Genomic DNA, 20992 nt, shown 5'->3' on the forward strand with positions numbered 1-20992 from the left:
TTTGGCAACACAGCCGACTTAAAAACACTGCTGCTCAACGTGCAGGATTAACGACGCGCTCCTGGAATTGGCATGACATTGCCATCTATCCCACACTAATCTAATGCACTACCGTGGCACCATCTTCTGGCTCAGTTTCAGTCCTATTCTAGATATCTATCAATAGTTGCCACACAACTGCCACAAAAAACACATATCCTTAATCCAGCTTTTTAGGTCTTTTTATCCCAAACCTAACGGCGATCGCTCTCCCAAGTGCGGACTTCTATTAAGGAGGCACCTCAACTCCTTGGACCTGCTGCTGTTCAACCCTTTTTGAATAGTGTCAGATCCTGCTTGAAGCGACCTCAACATCTCTTTGCTTCACGATAAATACAGTCGCTATCCTTCACACCAACCATGTATTTCTATGAAGTTTGCGATCTCGACTACATGATTCCGAAAAACACGCGATCGCTCATATTCCTGATGTGTAAACATTCTGAGGATTATTTCCTTTGTAAGGAGATACATGAAAATGCACAGCTATTTGCCCAGGTGCTGGTTTGAGACTGCTAACTTTTGTAAAAATTCAGCAACCTCTGCATAAAAATATTTACTACTTCACAAGTACTTTATAAGACCCCTAGGAAGGCCCAGCGAATACAGGTTGGCTTCCATTACACCTGAGAGACTTTTGATAGGTATGCAGACAGCGTTTCAACAAATCTTGGTAGAGCTGAATAGAATCAATGCTCAAATTCATCTCAAGCTTCCTGCTAATCAGGTTCTAGTAAAGCGCCAAACTCTACACCTTGCACTTGTTCAGCAGCGAATCAAAACAGTTCAAGACCAAATATTTGTCAACTTTGGCGGTAGTACTAATTCATCTAGGTATTTAGTTTACCTCACCTTAATCCAAGTGACTCAAGCAATGACTCATGATGCTAATACTTTGAGATTTTTGGCGGAGGAGTATCCTGTTGATCCTGAAGGAACAGTAGCTTGTCTTCAGGAGATCAATAAAAAGCTTCCTGATTTTACTACCCGCATTCAGCACATCAACAGTTTAATTAAACATAACCCACCAGTTTTTGCAAAGAAGAAACTTTTGTCTCTACATAAAACTTCTACTACAGATTCCCTAAGTATGATGTGAACAAATGGTAGACTGAGGGTATGCTCCAAATTCTACCCTCTCAGCCGATGAAAACGCTTGAAAAGTTTAATGAAATACCCCACGACGCAGCGGGGTATTTCATTAGTTGGTGGTTAGTAGTGAAGGAAAATAGCCTGTAAAAGGTTTAACAGTGATAATTGGGGTGGTTACGAGCAAGCGTTATTGCCAGAAAAGGACAAGACCCAGCAATTAGAGAGAACGAGTGGCATTGTCAGACAACAAACTGGACGATGGCTAAGTCTGCCGCATGCTTCGCAGACGCAGACAGAACAAGTTTGGTGGGGTCTGGGAGCAAACCAAGGTGACAACGCAATTAGTGGTGGGTTGTTTCAACTGGATTTGGCAGCATAGTCGCTTGAAGACCATAGCAGCGCGACGTGCAAGATTGACTCAAGAGCCGTGGACTTGACATGATCTTGTTACCTATCCCACTATCCTTTGATACACTACCCAACAGAGTAATCTAAGCGAATTCCTTAGATGAGGGCGTGGTAGAAGGAAATTCAGGATTGCGAGGGTCAAAATGAGTCGTGATACCCCTCCACCACGTAAAGAGCAGAAAGACTAAGCTTGAATCAATATTAGGAAGTAGTACCCTCTCATTGAATAGATTCTAGGATTACGCCGAAAGCAAATAAACAAAAAATTGCTACTCCTACGCGAACTAACCAAGGTCCAATTAAAGAGATAATTGTAGCCATGAGATGGAGTATACCAAATGTTCCGGCTATAACAGTAACCATCGATAACCCAACAAGGAACAACAGAAAATGTTTCATGATATAGCAGGCAGTTCTAAATAAAACCCCTTGGCTATTTCTCTTGCTCATAGTTATTAACATAAGAAAAACAGGACTAGGCGAGCGATTTACAGATCAAGATTGATGGTAGCGAGTTTAGAGATTGAGCTGATCACAAGCAAACCATTTTGAGATTACGGATTGAATTTAAACTTAGGGCATAGCGTTGAAGGGGATATCTGTGTTAGCTGAAGATTATCCTAAAATCGTTTAGCGTCAAAGAATTTAGATAGAACTAAAAATTTCTTCCATGAGAGGTCTTAGTTCTGCAGCAGTCATCGCTAGGCTATTTGCCCCTGTTTCACCCAATGATTGACACTACTGTGATGAAGGTTGGTTAAGATATCACAGCTGGTTGTTTTTTAGTTTTCTTAGCACTTGTGTTGATGCCCAACAGTAAAGTTTTCAAGCAACATATCCAGCAATTAAATCAATGAGATCGATTCTCTTTAGCACAGCCTTCTTGGCAGCTTTCAGATGTGAAGCGGTTGCACGATTCTCTGGTAAAGAATACCTGTTATTACAATGTTGATGCCTGTACAGCATTAACAACAAAAAAGCAAAGTCTATCTTCCAATTTTAGAGATGTTCAGCTTCAAAGCTAAACATCAAACCTATAAGACTGTTGTTGAACAGAATAAATGAGACTTTAGAAGAGTTTCCATTTTTCAATTGGAACTAAGCGTAGGAATTCTCGTTGAACTCTTTGATATAAAGGAGTTCGGCCGACATTGATATGGGTGGTGCCACGCATGCCAGGACGAAGAAGGTTATCGTGGTTGTCAATCGAGATTTGCACCGTCAGCTCAGAAGGTTGCTGGCTCATCTCTGCTGTTGCGATCGAATTGATATTTTGAAGTGTTACTGTGGCTGGATAGACACGTCCCACCGTGTCTCGGGGATGGAAGGTTGCTTGTAAACTGGCATTTTGTAGAGCCAAACTAATTAAGCTATAGTCTTGCTGGGAGACTTTGACATTGGCGGTTAGGTATTTGAGTTCTACAATGTCGAGGAGTTTCTGCCCTGGTTGCATTGATTGGTTCTGTAGCAGATCTAGGTTGGCTGTGACGACGGTGCCCGCCACAGTAGCAGTGACTTTTAACTTCTCCAACTGACTGCGTAAAGACTGTAACTTTTGGGTTTGTTTAATCACTAGTTGCTGCTTGTCTCGTAGCTCTACCTCAGCAGCAACGACTGATTCTCTAGCAGTGCTGACAGCAATTTGCTTTTGCATTTCTTCTGCTTGTTGACGCTCTAGTCGTTCTTGAGTTTGTTTTTCTAGTTCTCGGATCTGCTGGCGTTTGCTTTCAATTTCTGGTTTTATGCGATCGCGTCTATTGATCACATCAGTTACTGGCGCAGCATCAGCATTATAAACACCTTCGGCAACTAAGCGCTGGTAACGCTCTACATCACTCTCATATCTTTTGAGATCTGTTTGTAATGTTTCGATATCTGCTCGTAAGCTTTTAACCATCGGCGGAGGATTGTTATCTGCGATCGCTCTTGCATCAGCAGCAATTTGTGCAGTGGCTAACTGAGCAGAATCTGCGACTGCTTGCACTTCCTGATAGGTTTTCTGAACAATCTGTAAATTCTGTTGGGCATTGTTGAGAGCTGCTTTCGCCACTTCTAGGGTAATTTCTGCCTCCGAAATTTCTCTGCTTAATTGGTCACTGTTCACTTCGGCGACTAGCTGGCCTGGTACAACAGACTGCTCAGGGTGGACATGAATGCGGACAATTCCAGCATAAGGAACGGTCACTGCCTGCCGAGCTTGAGTGGTGGATGTTAGTTCTGTAGGTGCTGGAAGGTAATTTGGCACTGGAACCTGGCTTAAAATTCCCATCCCGACCGTGATCAATCCCAGCATGAACCAACGTTGAGAGTGATGCGGTGTACTCGTTGGTTGAGCAGTGGGTTGAGGCGGTACAGAAGTTTTAGGTGACGATGCGATCATTTCTGGAGGAACTACTTTGAGTGCTGGCCGAGATTGTGAGGCAGAATTAGGATTCATAAGTGGTAATGAGAGGATACAAGTCTAGAGTTCAACAAGCGAGGGTTAACCAAGAGAAGTAAAAATTCAGGCTGAGTGTTAAAAGTAAAAGCCACCAGCCAATCGCTTAAATCTATACTTCAGCTTGCTTTGCGGTGGAAGGAGCATAGAAGTAGATCGCCCACAGGAACAAAAAAGTCAGAGCGATTGCTGGGGTATGGGTGAGCAACCAATCAGCCGTATGAATTAATAAAAAGCCAAAAACTAGTAGGCTATAGCCCAGGCTGAAAGGAGCATAAGTGGCTAAAATCCAGTGATCTCTCGGTTTCTCGTGGATGGGTAGGCCGCGTAACCAGTGAGCGTATAGATTAAAAGCCCGCGATCGCAAGTTATTGATCCCAGTCATGGCAACGGCCAGATAATAGCCATCAAATTTAGATAAAGGATTGAGATTCAGAGCAATGGTAAATAGTGCAGACATCATGAGGAGATAGCTGGTGGTATGCAACCAGGTGCCTGTTCCAGTTAAGTTCCACAGCCCTAGAGCTAACGCAGCAATCGTGACCTGCACTAACAAACCTGCCCCTACAACCAGAACTCGTTGCGATCGCTTGGTCAGGCTATAAGAATCGGTAGTATTGGTGTAAGCCGCTGGCATAAAAAACATAAACATCAGCCCCACTTCAGGCACAATACCGCCATAGTGTTTGAGCGTGAAGGCATGACCGAGTTCGTGTAGGGTTACCACCAGCATTGCCAGCAGCCCAAAGGGTATCGCTAAGGCAGTTTGATAGTGTGTCCAGAGCTCTTGTCCAGCAACTAGAATTTCTGCCCGTTGGGATAACCCAATTGCGATTGCCCATGTTAGCAGCCCACACAACGCCCAAAAGCACGATCGCGTCCAAATCCAACGTAGATATGGCAATGTATGCGTGAGCCAGCGATCTGGGTTAAACAGCTTAAATTTGAAAAACAGCAGTCGCATCGGGGTGAATTTCCCTTTAGGAGGCTTTGCAGGTTGAGTGCCCTCCAGCATCCCAGTAACTGCCAATAGGCGTAGAAGGTGTTTGATATAGCTCAAACTCAGCTCAAACTGAGTAGCAATTTCTTTGGGTGATAAGGATTGCAGGTGATCAACCACTTGTTTATCGCGATCGCTAAACTGCAAATAGGTAATATCTTGTGGGTTGCGCAGAATCCAATATCCCTCCGGATGCTGAATCCACTGTACCGCTGCTTTCAATGCCAAAGAGCGAGACTGGCTCACTGGGTTTGGAGCTGCCTGACCCTCTGCGGTAAAATTTTCTAAAATCCCTAACGCCACTAACCGCTCGATCACATCTTCAACAAACGTAGCGGATACTTGGAACATCTTTTCACAGCGTAATTGAATTTGCGATACTGTTAGATCGCCTGTAAAATGCCGCAACACAAAGGCTTCTAGACTAGAGAACTGAAACTGCCGCTCACAGGCAATCGCTTTGAGGACTACGCGATCAGAACCTACCGCTTGAACTAGCTTCCAGTGTGGTCGAATATCTGGACAAACACAATCTTGCAACCCCATAGCCAAACTATTATGAGATGGTTATCTAAATCTCTGATAGGTGGTGGATATTTTATGCCAATCCCACAATTGATCTCAAAACTTCATATCCCTCTTTCATCACTCTAGGCAGAGTAAGATCAGCATAGAGTCTCTTGCTTGAGGTGTTTGAGATGGTTGAACCTCGTCTCCCTCAATTCACAGTTCGTTTTGTCGATAACTACTGTCGTGCCTACCGACATCTCTTTGGCGATGTCCGAAGTTTTGAAGCGTTTACCTCTCTGCATCTGGGCTTGATCGCTCCTCTAGCTCGCAAGTCCTTACCTGCCATTGCCAAAGCTGTAGGCTTGCCGAATGACCAGGCGCTACATCATTTCCTAACCCACTCCCCTTGGCAGGTAGAAGCCGTGCGCTATCAACGTCTGTCTCTGATTCTCGAGCAAATCCGGGGACAACCCATCGTTCTGGTTCTGGACGATACCGGAGACCGCAAAAAAGGAAAGACGACCGATTATGTGGACAGGCAGTACATTGGCAACGTGGGCAAAGTGGATAATGGCATGGTCTCGGTCAATGCCTATGGCGTGCTGGGCGATCTCACCTTTCCCTTGCTGTTCAAAGTGTTTAAGCCCCGACGTCGCCTTAAGCTAGATGATGTTTACCAAACCAAGCTCCAACTAGCCCAGCAAATCATTCAGGAACTGCTGGAGTTTGGATTTCGCTTTTCCTTAGTGCTGGCCGACAGCTTCTACGGAGAGAGCCATCCCTTCTTGGGTGTGCTCGACGAGTTGAAGTTGCCGTGGATTATGGCGATTCGCTCGAATCATGGCGTGTGGATGCCTAAAGAAGCCGAGGTAAGCTACAGTGCTTGGCAAGCGTTCGAGCGAGTGTTTGCTAATGGTGAGACTGAGACCCGATACATCCAAGAAATTATCTTTGGTCGTCGCTTCGAGTGGCGATACTGGACACTGACCAGTGACCCGACTTTATTGCCTGCTAACAGCACGTGGATGGTGATGAGCCACTTGGCCCCTGAACCAGACCAAGCCGAGTTCATTGGCAATCTCTATGGGTTGCGCACCTGGATAGAATATGGCTTCAAGCAGTGCAAAAACGAATTGGGATGGGCAGACTACCGACTTACGCACTACGAGCAGATTGAGCGATGGTGGGAGATAGTCTCAAGTGTCTATCTCATGGTGAGTTTGCAATTCTACGGATTAGGCGCTCAACTGCCTGGAATCGTCGATGAGGGCCAACGCGATCTCTTGACTCGGTTGCAGCAACATCCTGATTGGCAAGAGACGAAGGGATGGAGACGACGTTTCAACAACGTACAACTGCTGGTTCAACCCTTTATCTTTTTCTGTCTCTTTCAACCTTGGATGAGGCTATTTGATGTCTCCACCTTAGAGCGTGGTTTTACCAAGCTGATCAGGATAGTCAATTCCTTTCCAGGTTGGTCGCCGTTGGCTCCTTCCGCTTCTATCCAACATTTTTCTTCTGCCTAGAGTGATGAAAGAGGGATATCCTCAATAAGAAGCGATCGCCCCTTATAAAGAAGAGCGATCGCTTGTTGCTTATAGTTGGACAAGCAATGCCTAGCCCAGTAAACACAAACTACAATTTCAACTACCGGATAAGTTTAGTTTACATTTCAGTAGTAAACCGCTACCAATTGCCAGGATACCTAATACAGAAGTAGGTTCAGGAACGGAAGTGGATTTAGGTTCTTCCAATGCCCGCATCTTTAAACTTGCTGTTTCTGTACTGTATGCTAATTGAACTGGAAAAGCAGTGGGACTATCTGGGTTGATGAGAGAGTCAATACCAGTAATGGTAAATTCTGAAACGCCGCCACCGAGTAGATCAATAAAATTGACACTATCACCAGGACCGAATTGGCCAATTTTAGTATTGCCAACTGATACGCCAAAAAGATTGTCACCATCAATTCCAATTGGAAAGTTGAGAATTTGGGTAAACCAAGATTCTGAGGTCATCACATACTGAAAACCATATGTTGTAGGTGGATCTATAAAAAGATTGCTACGAACATTATCAAAGATAAACCATTCTCTTTCAGTACGATTTGGCAGAATGGAATTCCATTGTGATGAACCAGGTACAAAAGTATCCCACGAGGGGCAATCTATTGTAACGGGGCAAGACTTTGCTTGAGCAGAGTCAGATGTGATGATGGTAGCTGCAAGTGTGAATACTCCTAGTACGAATTGATAGATGAGACTCTTTGTAAAAGTAGAATTAAGCATGTAACATTCCTCAAATGATCAATGGAGTGAGTGCGATCGCATTTTGGATATGAAATGTGATCGCACTCTACTTTAAGTGGTTCTATCCCTCATACACAAAGTACAAAGGAGTTTGCAATCCAAATCCTTCTGAGACGCTCATGTCTCTACTGTTTCTGGCTCCGGCTTGGGCAATGCGAACATTTGTGGCGGAACCGCCTGGAATTACAACAGCAATGTGACCGATATAGGAAGCAACAACAGCTTTACCTTGGTTAGCTAGGGTAGTCGCATCAGCAGCACTTACTCTTTGCCACTTGCCCCACCAACGATCCCCATAAGACCCACCCCCCCTGTTAAAGAATGAGTACAGACCCTCTGCACTGATAGGTTTGCTGTGGTCCTGCCTGCCATAGAGTGGATGGGGTTTAGTCATTAACTGAGTACCATTGATCGGTAGTCTCACTCCTAATAACTCAAAAACATCGGCAGCAAACCAGTTACAGAAGGTTTCATTGTTTCCATCACCTGTAATATCTCGTGGTCGATAGAACCATTGGTCAGGATTAACTCGATTTACGGCATCAATGATCCGTTGTCCATTACCCAATTGTGAAGGAATGGGATTAGTAGGTTGGGGATTCGGGGCAGGTTGAGAAGGTGTACCACTTCCCGTTCGGTAAGCTATTGCCATACGACCATTCCAAATGATGTAGCCACCTTCAAATGTCTGCTTAATGACGCCATTACCTTGTGAAACTTCTGAACTGGTTGGTGTACCTAGCCAGCCGTTCAATCCATTATTCTTCAGGTATGTTTGACGGATAGCACCATACAGAGGGAAAGTGCCATGCCTGCTGCTGACAATGGAGCCATTTTGGAATAGTTGATAGGTCACACCGCTGGAGTGGTTAGTGGCTCCTGAAACTGGATTTCCGAGTGTTCCTTGATAATTCTTGAAAACTGAGTAAAAGTTGCCGCTGACTGTGTAACTACCGATAGTAACTGATGAGGTAGTTGGGCTAAGCAGGTCACGAGAGTACCAACCGACCCAGCCTGAATTAGGCTGGGATTGCCAAGCCTGTTGAAGTCGTCCACTCAGACCCATTGCAAACACTTCTAATCGACCATCCTGGTTTTGACTGACTGTCAGATCGGATACTGAACCGCTCTCTAACAGGAGCTGCCAGTTACTCCAGTTACCATTAGGTGTGGTTTGCCAAGCCTGGTAAACCTTGTTATCTGTGCCAATCGCAAAAACTTCTAATCGGCCATCCTGGTTTCGACCTACTGTAATAGTCTTGGCAATCCCTGCTGAAAGCTGCTGCCAGTTACTCCAGTTACCGTTAGGTGTGGTTTGCCAAGCCTGGTAAACCTTGTTATCAGAACCAATAACAAATGCTTCTAGGCGACCATCTGCATTTTGTCCCACTGCAACTTGGCCGACTCCCTTGGCCGAACTGCTCATCTGCCATGATGGAAGAAGTAGTGATGGAGTAATATTGATTCCGTTTGATTGAGATAGTACTTCATAGTAGCGTTCAGCAATCTGGGCAATATCACTTGCTCGATCTATTCCATTGACAATACGACGAGCATTATAAAAATCTCGACTGTTGCCACTGATATACTTGCCAAGACCTACACCTGTAAAAGCACCGTCACGCATTCCCTGAACCAAAATTTTGGCGGCAATATCAGGATTAGATGCCAAATCAGGATTTCCAATTAGGTCAATCCCAAGCCGTTGAGACCACTTTTGATAATTTGACCGACCCGTGATTTGTACATACCCTCGGCCTCGGTAGCGGTAGCCATCGCCAGGTAAATAGTTACCCAAAATATTATCGTAATTTTTCTGCGCTAGAGTTGGACCCCATATTTCAGCCATCCATCGACCTAAGTTTGACTCATGTTCAGCAGTAGCAAGAATGTAGGCAACTTGTCCTCTATCAGCCACACCGGCAGTTTCAGCAGCAGCTAAGATTTTTGGGATTGACTGCTGTGCATATTGCTTCAAATGTGATGGAACAACTGAAAGAACTTTATCTGTGTTGTAGCCAACCGCACGTTCCCAAGGCATTACTTTCCCTTCGCCACTCCAAGTCTCAGGAATTAGCATCGCTGGTACATCATATTCTTCCGGTCTTGTTGCTTTTGCCAAATGCACCGCCGCCGCTATATTCAGTAGACCAGCACCCGTCTCGCCGTCCCATCCCGGCGTCTTCAAATCAGTGGCTGTATTCTTGAGAATTTCAATTACTTGGCGATAGCTCAAACCCGGATTAGCCGCCCACACCTGAGACGCTGCACCTGTAACTTTAGGGCTGGCTACAGAAGTCCCCGCTGGTGCACCCACACCATCACCAGTGGTAGACAGTTCTGGATTCTCAACTATCCCACCGGGAGCCATAATATCCAGACCATTACCATAAGACGAATAAGCAGCGCGGTCAAAAGCTTTGGAGCGTGCTACTTCGCCATTAATCCGTTCAGCCGCACCTACGGTAATAATGTTGTCAAACTCCTGCGAAGCTTGACCCAAAACCGACATCACGCCGCCATCATTACCAGCAGCCGCCACAATTAGCACATTATGTTGACGGGCGTATTCAATCGCTGCCCTCTCAGCGGGAGTAAACTCATAGCGCGTTGTCTCACTGTCATCGGGGTTGAATTGAGTCAAGTCAAGGCTGAGATTAACTACGGCATTTGGTTGTCCTGACTCCTTTGCAGCATCTACAAATTCAACTAATGAATCTGCCCATTGTCCAGAACCAACGGCACGCCCTACCCACAGAGGTGCATCGTCATTAATACCATCAATTCCAAAGGTGTTGTCTTGGGTAGCAGCAATGATACCAAGAACATGAGTGCCATGTTCATCACCTTCCCCCGTTCGGAGTAAGGGGTTAGCATCTCGACCAACGTGATCACGTCCTAACAAAATCTTACTGTAATCAATATCAGGATTATTCGCATTGAATCCTGTATCAATAATGCCGATGAGAGGTTGATCTTCTCTAGGGAACTCCCAAGAGTCTGTGGCAATTGCTGGAGTCAAGATTGCATCTGGAATGTTCAACTCAGCAGAATTCATTGGCAGAATATTCGTCGATGAGCTCAAAGAAGTATCGGGAGCTACTGCATCAACTTCTGGAGACTGAGCCTCTGGAAATACAAAGTCGAAATCAATCGTGGACTCAGAATTGGAATCATCTATACTCAGTCGGTTAGGATCGGCAGTTGATGAGCTCGGCACAGGCTCTTCTATATCGAGTAAGACTAGATCAATCGGACTATCTGGAGTAATGTAGGGCTTCGCGTATTCAATTAAGGCTTGCCCCATGTCGCTGGTGCGCCAGTCTTTTTTAGGGGCAATGTATTCGTCAATGGAAGCTGCCTTGCCTGTGGCTCCTCGCACTTGAAAAATCAAGTCGTTGTAGTCGCGATCGCTACCTTGATCCATGCGAAGGTCTTCCATGACAAAGGTGTTTCCATCTCCCGTGAGGTCAACAATTTGCCCCAGGTGGAATTTATCTTCAGGGTTGGCAGTTCCTAATGAAAAGAGGGGTGTACGACTTCCTCCAGCAGTGGGGTTGGTCAGTAAGTGCTGAACACTGCCATTGGGCATTAACATCACTGCAAACTCATCGTCTGGATGCATACTGAAGGACTTTACACCCAAGTAATCACCAGAGTTCCAGTTTTGCTCTCCTAGCTCTGCGGAGAATCTAGCCCCTTCTGCTCTGTCAGAAATAATGATATGTCCTAGCTCAGAGCTACTTAAAGCACGACGGGCCGCTTCCTGAATGAACTCAGTTGACCCTGGCTCAAACTGATCCATGCCATCTAGGCTAAAGATAGCCAACTCACCTTGATACTTACCGCCATCAAACAGGAAATCAACCCCGACTTGACCAGACTCACCAACTGTGAAGACGCCAGATTCAAAGGTATAGCGGGGAGAAATTAGATCAGGTGACGGCTCAAATGTGGAGAGATCATCAATAGCGGTTGGTTTATTGGGAGGACTGAGTTCAAGGCTGGGAGCTTCCTCAAGGGTGTTGTCAGATGTAAGGTTAAGAGTGTCTACCTCTGGAATATCACTTGCATTATCGAGAGGATCAATGAAGCTCAGTTCCTGCCATTGCTCTGAAGATGATAAGTCGATTGTAGGCAAAGCAGGGTCAGCTAAAGGCTCAGAGATGCCATCTAGCAAAGGTTCAGCATGTTCAACTTGCCAGATTTGTTCAAGTTCAGTGTTTTCAAGAGGATCAGGTGCTTGATCAGTGAAGTGATCAGTTAAATGTTCACTAGCTAGGAGAGAGACTGTTGTATGCTCCTCAGCGTAATCCACTACACCGCTGGGAGTTAGAATTGGCTCCAATAAAAAAGTTTGAGTTAACTCTTGGCCCTTAGACCGATCAACCATAACCTTGCTTCCTTATATAGACGCTGTTGGTCATATCTCGGTGCATGTCTAGAGTTTTTATGCTAAGCAGTCAATTTTTTCATCTATTTTTCTCCATTAATCTGGAGCAGCTGCCTAGAGAGCAGGGACGAAAAAAAGCGATCGCCTTACTTCTAGAGATTGGGCGATCGCTATGAGTTGCCAGAGCACACTCAAATGGAAATTAGTAGGAGATCAAGAAGAGATTAGCGAAGGGTCTGTTTTGGTTTACGGCGATATAAAGTGAGAGCACTGATCAATATAGTCCATAAGCCTGCGATCGCAGACGGTTCTGGAATCGGTTTCTTCTCGCAATCAGAGCATTTTGGTGGATCAGGAATGGGACCAACCGGATCATCTGTAACGGGTAGATCAACAGCGGTTTCTAGACTTTTGATCGTGAAGTTACCCTCAGGCTGATTAAATGCAAGCTGAACTGCAAATGGATCATTGAGATTGTCGGTGAGAGCAACCCACTCGCTTCCCGTTAAGGTATTCTGAATGCCAACAATACTGAACTCGGTCACACCGCCTGGAAAAAGGTTCGTAAAATCAAACGTATCTCCTGCATAATAAGGGCCAAAAACTTGTCCATTGACAATTATAGAATAGGGTGTGAAGACTGGAAGACCCCCATCGGTTGGAGAAGTTCCGCAGGGAAAGTCTCCGATTGCATAGAAACTAGTGCCTTCAGTAGCAGTATAGGTGAACCCCATAGTCCCTGGCGGATCATACCACTGCCCGCTAGGTACATCATTAAACACTTTCAGCCCATCTATGAACTGATCTGGTAATAGAGGGTTCAATTGCCCTTCTTTAACTGGACAGATCACAGTATGGGTAGGGGGTGCTGGTGGCGGTGAGGGAGCCAGTTGAGAGATCAAGGCGATCGCATCATTGACACATTCGGTGATCAGACTGGCAATGAATTCCCCAACAGGTAACAGAGATTTAGCAAAACGGAGCCCAAAAACTTGTTCACCTTTCTGAGAACCAAAAGTAGGATCGAAGCCATCCTCTACTAAATCTTTTTCTGCCAGCAGAGCAATCTCTCCGATTTTGTTGCCTGACTCTATGACATTCGGCATCCAGCTTTCTGGCTCACTATAAGACCCTAGAAACGTATAGGGACCGAAGTAAGAATCATTCCAAGCGAGGTCTCCAACGGTTGCTTGATTCCCTGTCAAATTGGTTGTGACTGCATTGTGATTAGCAAAGTTGGAGTAACCAGCATTCTCTGTTGTGACGCTGCGGAGTCTAACGTTGTCATAAACACCAACGGTTAACGATGCAGAATCATTGGTTGGTGCGAAGCGAATACCATACAACTGTCCTGAGTTATTGGCTGCTTGTAGATTACCGAGTCCAGAAAAATCTAGAATTAAGTCTCCCCAACCAATGTTGGAGTTACTAACGTCAAAACATCGAGTGGTTGTACAAACTTGAGGACCAGTCTGTTTGCCATACACTGGTAGGTTGCTATTGATGGCGACAGTAATGCTATTGGTGAGGGGGTCATCTTTGATCGCCATGCTGTAGATTTCAAAGACCGAACCGGGAAGGACGACCCCACTATCATTCACGCCTAGACCATCTAACGAATTGTCGATGGTATACAACCATCCTTGATTGAGAGTCGCAGCAACGGTGGGCTTGGCAGTCCAGACTAGACCACTAGTAACCGTTAAAAGGCTGGCAAGGCTCGATATAAGACGGTATGGAGCTCTTGGCTGTGAGAAAACAAGCGTGGATGAAACCACCCTGAATAAAAAAGGTTGAAGCAGCGATCGCAGTTTCATGATGGTAGATGTCTTTAGAAGCTTTATGGTTGGTGAATCAAGCATCCAGTCAGGAAATCGCACTGACTTGCAATCGTCTAAGGCGACCGAAGCACTAAGTACGGAGATGTATTAGTCGCTTTATGTTCATGCTCTTAGGCGTTATCGATTGAGGTTATCGGAAATATGGTGTTTCTGGTTATTATTTCTCAGTAACTTTACGTACTCTTCATGTTAAATTCGATCAAAATCCATAAAATAGTCGTGAGGCTTTTGTGCAATGAAGGTCAAAGAAACTGAATTCTGCACGTATCGCTCATTCGCTTGACCTTAAATACTCTCTTGCTCAAGTAACGGTTTTTATGCAGACCGCCAAAAATTTTATTCACTTAGCGTTCAAGGTCGATGTACTCGTTTGTACGGGGTTAATCTTGAAGCTAAGATGGCGGCTGTTGGCATAAAATCGCTAAATTTCGGCTGAATGCAAAGTATAGGTTGCTTGAGTTAGCTAACAACTGGTGCCTACCATGCCTGATTTTGAGGACAATGAACTCAACCAGCAACTTCTAGAGTTGGCGATCGCGGCTCAGCGTGCTCCGTCCAATTCCGAAGCCCGTCAAACTGCCTTGACACAACTGATGAATCTGATCGCGCAGTCAGGCAAACTACAACAGCCTCACCGCACCCGCTTTTCTCAAAGTAATTATGAGGAAATCTACGCGGAAGCACGGAAGGATTTGTTTACGTATATCCATGACGGGGGAATTGACAAATACGACTCTCAACGTGGCTCAGTCATGGCTTGGGTCAATAACCTGATGCGATATCGGGTCATTGATGCCAGCCGCAAAATTATTGGGAATCACAGTGGTAGTCGAGGTGAACCCTATGTATCAATGCACTCCCTCGATCAATCCACCTCCCAAGGCCGCTTAGAATGGGAAGCACAGGCTGTACCCGTTTCGACTTCTGACTTGATGAGAAAGTGCTTAGAAGAGGATAGGACTGGTGAATTTCGGCGTAAACATGTTGAGAACCATCCAAAAGCTTCGTTTCAAGCGATCGCCCTGAGTAGACTGGAAAACGAATCCTGGAAATCCATCTCAGCACGCTTAGGAGTTCCGGTACCCACACTCAGCCGCTTTTTTGAACGATATAAGCCAAGGTTCATTTCTCAATTTCGGGCCTACGGTTCGGACTATTCACAATTGAGCCTGAGAGAACTAAACGATGAGTAATCACCCCGTTATCACCATCCCTCTTGATCAGAGTGCTCATCTTTTAGCACAGAAGTTTTCCCTAAGATATCTTGCTCAACCGTCAAAAGCAGAGCAAGTCTACCACAACATCCTTTGTATCTGTGCCATTTATGATTACCTATCGCTCAACGGATTTGAAGCCAACCTGGAAGATAGCGATAGTTGGGATACTGATATTCAGACGCTCTCGGATGTGGCAGATGTTCTAGTGGTCGGTTTGGGTAAACTAGAGTGCCGTCCCGTCTTACCCGGAAGCTCAACCGTGTTTGTGCCTGCTGAGATTTGGTGGGCAGATCGTATCGGCTATGTCGCAGTTCAACTGGATCGCCCTTTACAGGCAGCGACTCAAGCGACAATTCTAGGATTTTTGGATCAAGGCTACTTTGAGGCATCAGAGAGTGAGCAGGTCCCCCTACCAAATCTAAAGCCTCCTGAGCAGCTATTACAATACCTGGAGTTATTGCAACACCCTCAACCTGTTCGCTCTTTCATCCATCTCAGCCGCTGGCTAGAAAAGCAAGTTGAGGTTGGTTGGGAAGCAGTGGAGAACTTAATTAAGTCTACAGACATACGGCAGGAACTTGCTTTTAGAGCTTGGGACAATAACCCAGAAAGTGTCGTTCGAGCGCAGCTACTTGACCATCAATTACAACTCAAAGGAGAATCGGTTGTCCTCTTGGTAGTACTAACTCCCAGCAATGATCAGCGACTCGATATTCGGGTACAGGTACACCCTGTTGGGAATACTCAATACCTTCCACCTCGCCTAAAACTAATGATGCTTTCAGAATCGGGAGAGGTCATGGCGGCTAAATTAGGTGAGCCTTTGATTTCGGAGTCAAGGGACTACCCTCAAGATTCTTTTATTCAACTGCGGCGATTTACATACCCCTTGGGTAAACGATTTAGCATCCGTGTCATGTTGGGTGAGGCTAGTGTCACGCGTGACTTTATGGTGTAATTTCCTGAGTCAATCAATACAGCTATGAGCAAGTCTATTGTCCTGAATTTTGGCTCAGGAGATTTACAGCACGGATTTTCCCAGATTCAGGTCGAGGTCCGAGAACCCTATCATCCTGCACCGATTAAGTTGAGGGCCAGTTTACCTGCTGCTCCGGATTTGGTGGAGCTTTACCGTCGCTGGCAAATGTTTTATCGCGAGTATTACCAGCAATTTAGGCAGCGATCGCAACAGCTAGCCATTGTGATTGATCCTGATTTGGACGTAGATGAAGCAGACCTAACCAACTTTTCAGAGATTGATTTTGAGGAACTCAGACAACGCTTACCTGAGCGCTTAAACGATTGGTTAGATTCAGAAGGGTTCCGAGCCACCGAACGCCAGTTGCGTACACTGCTGGACCCCCAGGAAGAAATTCAGATCACGATTGAAACTGAAGATGACCAGGTGCGCCAGTTGCCTTGGTGTCTCTGGAGTTTCTTAGATGATTATGTCAATGCCGAAATTGAACTGAGCAATCTTGAATATTGTCCTTCTCTCAAAACAGCAGCAGAGACTAACAAAGGCGTGAGGATTTTAGTCTTGCTGGGTAACAGTGAAGGAATTGACGTGACCCCTGACCAAAAAGTCATTGCTCAACTTGCTGGTGCAAAACCCAAATTTTTGACAGAACCGTCAGCAGAAGCAGTCAGCGATCGCCTTTGGAAGCAAAGCTGGGATATCCTCTTTTTCGCCGGACACAGTTCTAGCCGGGAGGAGGAAGGATGTTTTTACCTAAACCAGACTGAAAAGCTAACCATTGATGATTTACGCCCCGCTTTACGAACTGCGATCGCCAATGGATTAAAGTTGGCAATTTTCAACTCCTGCGATGGCTCTAAACTTGCCACAGAGTTAGCTGATCTGCATATCCCAGCAATTATCGTTATGCGGGAACCGATCCCCGATGCGATCGCTCACCGATTTCTGAAATATTTTCTTGAATCCTTCTCGACAGGGGCTTCCCTACACAAAGCCTTTCGAGATGCCCGCGAAAAGTTACGTGTACAGCAAAGGCGTTTTCCCTGTGCAGACTGGTTGCCCATGTTGTTTCGCAACCCTACTGAACCGGCTCCAACCTGGGTACAGTTGTTAAATCATTCGCAAAGGTCTTCTCGTACAAAATCTAAGCAGCCACGTTACTGGCAAGTTTTAATGATCGCTTTGTTAGTAACTGCTTTGATGCAAAAAATTCGACAATTCCACTTTTTTCAACCACTAGAATTAGCCAGTTTAGATCAGATGATGCGAATTCGGCTGGAGAAAGAACAACCGGATAAGCGTTTGTTTGTCATCCAAGTTACACCAGAGAGTTTGAAGGAACTCAAGAAAGAGCCAACTGGATTCCTTGATGGAGATGAGGTAGCTGATATACTACGAAAGCTTACTCAGAATAAACCTCAAGTTATTGGTTTGGATATTTATCGTGATAAAGAGCAGTATCTTAGCCCTAAACTTAAACAGCAATTACAAAAAATTCCAAATTTAATCGGTATTTGCAAGGTTCCTGATGAAGATGAACCTCGGAGCATAGGGAACCGTCCACCACCCGGAATCCCTATAGAAAGGATTGGGTTCAGTGACTTTGCACCACTCGATGTAGATCAAGTTCTACGGAGACATCTTTTTGAAATGCAAGTTGACGAACCGAAATTTTGTGAGACTCAAATCTCGTTTGCTACTCAAATTGCCTTAGCTTATTTTCGAGCGAAAAAAGTTCCTCTTGATATTAATAAAAAACCCTGGAAGTTCAGAAATGTGACCGTACAGGCCATGACAGGTGGCTATCCTCAAAGTGTCGATTTAGGAGGTATGCAAGGAATGATTCGCTATCGCTCCTATGATAAGTTGGAAGATATTGCTCCATCAGTCAGCCTCAAAGACTTTTTGAATGATGACTTTGAGCCCAATGAAGTCCAGGGACGCATTGTATTAATCGGTTACAATGTGCCCGGTGAAGATAGCGATCGACTATTAACACCCTACCCTTTGAAACATAATGGGGGAGAACGTCGGACACCTGGTGTCTTTATTCATGCTCAAATCATTAGCCAGCTATTAAGTGCTGTTATGGATAAGCGTCCTCTCATTTGGTGGTGGCCTCGGTGGGGAGAGGCGATTTGGATTGCTTGCTGGGCGTTGCTTGGTGGAGCGATTGCTGTCAGCAGCAAGAGTATCCATCAAACAGTAGTTTTAAGTGTGTGTTCTGTAGGAATGCTTTGGCTCATTTGTTGGATAGTATCCCTGGAAGCCGGTTGGATACCTTTTGTGCCAGTGGCTTTAGCTTTGTTGGCAACCAGTGGCTCTGTGATGTTGATTGCTCAGCTGGTAACGATCAGTGTTCCATCAAAATCGAATTGACTTCACTAATAAAAGGGTGACTACCATGAAGGTTCAGGTTCTATTAGGTTTATTTATTCATATATCGACAACAATTCTTGCTCTGCAACTGGGGGGCAAATCCTCTCTGGCTAATCCCCCAAGCGATCGCCCTGCCACCAATCAATCCCAATCAACCTTGTTACCAAAACAGCTTACTCATCTCATTTTCAATTCTAATGCTGTTCCAAAGGGGAAAAAAGCTCCTGGTCGGCGAGCCAGTGGTGGAAGAAGACCAAATTCTGAAAATCCAGCCTGTCCTCAATTACTAGATAAAGGACTAACTGCTTTAGTGTCAGAACGCAAAGAGAGAATTAGCGGTAATAAAGAAGTACAATCTGTTTTGGGATTAAGTGCGTCTGAGCCCTTAACGCTTTGGTTTTATGTTCCTTATACCGAACCCCTCCAAGCTAAGCTGACCTTGGTAAATGATCAAGGTAATCACTCATACCTAATTAACCTACCAAAGCAAGCAGGTATTGTTGGCCTAGCTCTTCCACCTCAGGTCACTCAATCTTTGAAAGTAGATCAACAATACCGATGGGGTTTGTCAATTATATGTCATCCTATGAGTCCATCACTTAATCCCAATGTCTCGGGATGGCTGCAAAGAGTTGAGCTACCTGCCCTATCTTCTTCGGAGTCGGTTAGCGAAAAACTCCTATATTATGCCAACAGGGGTATTTGGCATGATGCTCTTACCTTACTTGCTAATCAACGGATGGCTAAACCGAACGATGCCATTATCAATCAATACTGGGGAGATCTGTTAGATGCGGAGCAGTTAGGTAACTTAAGCGGCGAGGCCATCGTGCAACAATACTTCCTTAATGAAGAGCTAAAGCCAGTTACCCAGTAGTACAAAAGGAGCCCAGTATAGAGGAGCGCTATAGCTTGGGTCCTTAATGAGTTGTTTTTGCACAGATTGTAACAATTCAGCTTTACTGAACGGAGAGTTAGACTTTTCCTTGAGGGCTGTGTAAAACCGTTGCATTAGATCTGATGTAGATTCATCATCCACATACCAAAGAGAGGCTAAGGTACTACGAGCCCCTGACTGTACGGCGATTCCTGCTAGCCCCAAAATGGCACGGCGATCGCCGTCCGCAGTTCGACAAGCACTCAAAACTAGTAGCTCAATTGGTTCTGGACGTGCTTGACTTTGGATTTCAAAACTCTCCTTGATCTCATTCAAGTTAATCAAACCTGTCGCAGATTTAATACCCGTAGTTTCTGGTTGAGAAGTGAAATCACCGTGCGATGCAATGTGAACGATTGTATAGGGATGAGAATTGATTTGCTGTTGCAAGTTTTTTAGTGTAAACCTCTCATCTGAGAGCTTTATCGCAGAAAACTGTTCTTGCAGGAGCGTCAACTCTACTTCAGCTTGTTCTGGTCCACCTAATTCCTTTGTAATTCCTGCTGCTAAAGTAATTAGAGGATGTTGGTAAAGAGGCTGAGGATTTTTTAACTCTAAATTAAGATGGAGAGTAACTGCATAATTCTCAATTAGGTATCGATCAGTAATAGGATCTTTTAGGGCAGCCATTGGAATATTGCGAAACTGTCCATCTGGTACAAATACTAAGGTTTCAGTTTTAGTGTTTCTCAAAAGTGATCCATTTTCCGAGGCTTCTAAAGGCTGAATAAGCCACTTGTAAACTGTTTTGGCTGGTTCCTGATCTATAGAATCGAACAGATCTTGCTCTAAGATATAGCGGAGTTGGGTTAACTTCGTTCGAACCTCAGATTCTGAGACAGGTTTGGCAAAATAAACTAATTTTTCCAATCCAGGCAGTTTCGCAATTACAGCAACTTGTTTTGGCAGGATGATTGGGTATAAGATCGCTGCACCATTCTGATCAGATAGACTATCTAGCTGTTTGGGGTTCGCAGGTTGCAACGTGCAGCGCAGATAGTTCTCCAATTCAGCAAGTTGAAGAGACTCTAGAGTTTTACGGGCTTTCTCTAATTGGGATTGATCGGGAGCAATAACTCCATCTGAAGGTGACAGCAATAGCTCAATTAACTGGCGATAGACAGGCTCTACTTGGTCCCGAAAGGAGAATTGAATATCTGAGTTTTTGAGACTAATTTGATTGTTGCGGACTTGATTGAGGTTGGCGATCGCCATCTCATATTCTTTGATCGCAAGTGGAATCTGATCTTGTTGTTTGAGTAGACGGCCCAACTGCCAGTGCCATTGGTAGGCGATGTCTGGGGCAATAATTTCTTCAGCGATCGCGACCGCAGATTGGGTGTAACCTTGAGCTGAGAACCATTGACTTTGGGATTCAGCAAACTGACCTAAATATCCCTCAGCAAAAGCTTCAGAGCGGTGATCGCCTAGTTCTTTAGCTTGCGCTAACG

Annotated in this window: 13 protein-coding genes and 1 pseudogene; 8 read left to right on the forward strand and 6 right to left on the reverse strand. The window is 45.1% G+C overall.

Annotated elements, in window-relative coordinates:
* The 3 genes and pseudogenes from H6F68_RS13210 to H6F68_RS13220 form a co-directional block, all read left to right on the forward strand.
* A pseudogene (locus H6F68_RS13210) lies at positions 1-104 on the forward strand (IS1 family transposase); the annotation flags it as partial.
* 545 nt (positions 105-649) lie between these two features.
* Positions 650-1138: a hypothetical protein gene (locus H6F68_RS13215; protein ID WP_190559650.1), complete on the forward strand. Its 489-nt coding sequence runs from the start codon at positions 650-652 to the stop codon at positions 1136-1138.
* A 183-nt stretch (positions 1139-1321) separates the two neighbouring features.
* On the forward strand, positions 1322-1510 hold the full coding sequence (locus tag H6F68_RS13220) for a hypothetical protein (protein WP_190559652.1): 189 nt from the start codon (positions 1322-1324) through the stop codon (positions 1508-1510).
* Between the two features lie 1098 nt (positions 1511-2608).
* Here H6F68_RS13220 and H6F68_RS13225 read toward each other — a convergent pair.
* Positions 2609-3976 carry an HlyD family secretion protein gene (locus tag H6F68_RS13225; protein WP_190559654.1) on the reverse strand — a complete coding sequence of 456 codons (1368 nt, stop codon included), beginning with the start codon at positions 3974-3976 and terminating at the stop codon, positions 2609-2611.
* A 112-nt stretch (positions 3977-4088) separates the two neighbouring features.
* The gene (locus H6F68_RS13230; protein WP_190559656.1) at positions 4089-5522 is read right to left on the reverse strand and encodes a hypothetical protein; all 1434 of its coding nucleotides are present in this window, start codon (positions 5520-5522) and stop codon (positions 4089-4091) included.
* 152 nt (positions 5523-5674) lie between these two features.
* Here H6F68_RS13230 and H6F68_RS13235 point away from each other — a divergent pair, with 152 nt between their 5' ends.
* Positions 5675-7012 (forward strand): IS701 family transposase, encoded by a 1338-nt coding sequence (locus H6F68_RS13235; RefSeq protein WP_190559658.1) that lies wholly within the window; start codon positions 5675-5677, stop codon positions 7010-7012.
* 117 nt (positions 7013-7129) lie between these two features.
* On the opposite strand, the gene H6F68_RS13240 is transcribed toward H6F68_RS13235, so the two are convergent.
* The 3 genes from H6F68_RS13240 to H6F68_RS13250 all read right to left on the reverse strand — a co-directional run bounded on the left by H6F68_RS13240 (position 7130) and on the right by H6F68_RS13250 (position 14050).
* Positions 7130-7774 carry a PEP-CTERM sorting domain-containing protein gene (locus H6F68_RS13240; RefSeq protein WP_190559660.1) on the reverse strand — a complete coding sequence of 215 codons (645 nt, stop codon included), beginning with the start codon at positions 7772-7774 and terminating at the stop codon, positions 7130-7132.
* Between the two features lie 82 nt (positions 7775-7856).
* A complete protein-coding gene (locus H6F68_RS13245; RefSeq protein WP_190559662.1) occupies positions 7857-12188 on the reverse strand; it encodes a S8 family serine peptidase in 4332 nt (1443 codons plus the stop codon).
* Positions 12189-12412: 224 nt separating this feature from the next.
* A complete protein-coding gene (locus H6F68_RS13250) occupies positions 12413-14050 on the reverse strand; it encodes an XDD3 family exosortase-dependent surface protein (protein ID WP_190559664.1) in 1638 nt (545 codons plus the stop codon).
* Between the two features lie 461 nt (positions 14051-14511).
* Between H6F68_RS13250 and H6F68_RS13255 the strand changes: the two genes are divergently transcribed.
* From H6F68_RS13255 to H6F68_RS13270, 4 genes are read left to right on the forward strand one after another with little or no spacing between them, the layout of a single operon-like run.
* A complete protein-coding gene (locus H6F68_RS13255; RefSeq protein ID WP_190559666.1) occupies positions 14512-15222 on the forward strand; it encodes a sigma-70 family RNA polymerase sigma factor in 711 nt (236 codons plus the stop codon).
* Positions 15215-16204: a DUF1822 family protein gene (locus H6F68_RS13260; RefSeq protein ID WP_190559668.1), complete on the forward strand. Its 990-nt coding sequence runs from the start codon at positions 15215-15217 to the stop codon at positions 16202-16204. The genes H6F68_RS13255 and H6F68_RS13260 overlap by 8 nt, the downstream gene beginning before the upstream one ends.
* A gap of 24 nt (positions 16205-16228) precedes the next feature.
* Positions 16229-18604 carry a CHASE2 domain-containing protein gene (locus H6F68_RS13265; RefSeq protein ID WP_190559670.1) on the forward strand — a complete coding sequence of 792 codons (2376 nt, stop codon included), beginning with the start codon at positions 16229-16231 and terminating at the stop codon, positions 18602-18604.
* A gap of 25 nt (positions 18605-18629) precedes the next feature.
* Positions 18630-19481, forward strand: a complete 852-nt coding sequence (locus tag H6F68_RS13270) for a DUF928 domain-containing protein (protein WP_190559672.1) — start codon at positions 18630-18632, stop codon at positions 19479-19481.
* Here the strand turns inward: H6F68_RS13270 and H6F68_RS13275 are convergent.
* A partial coding sequence (locus H6F68_RS13275) for a CHAT domain-containing protein (protein WP_190559674.1) occupies positions 19461-20992 on the reverse strand: 1532 nt, incomplete at its 5' end. The two genes, H6F68_RS13270 and H6F68_RS13275, sit on opposite strands and share 21 nt — an antisense overlap.

This window comes from Trichocoleus sp. FACHB-262 (assembly GCF_014696035.1).
Classification (GTDB): domain Bacteria; phylum Cyanobacteriota; class Cyanobacteriia; order FACHB-46; family FACHB-46; genus Trichocoleus.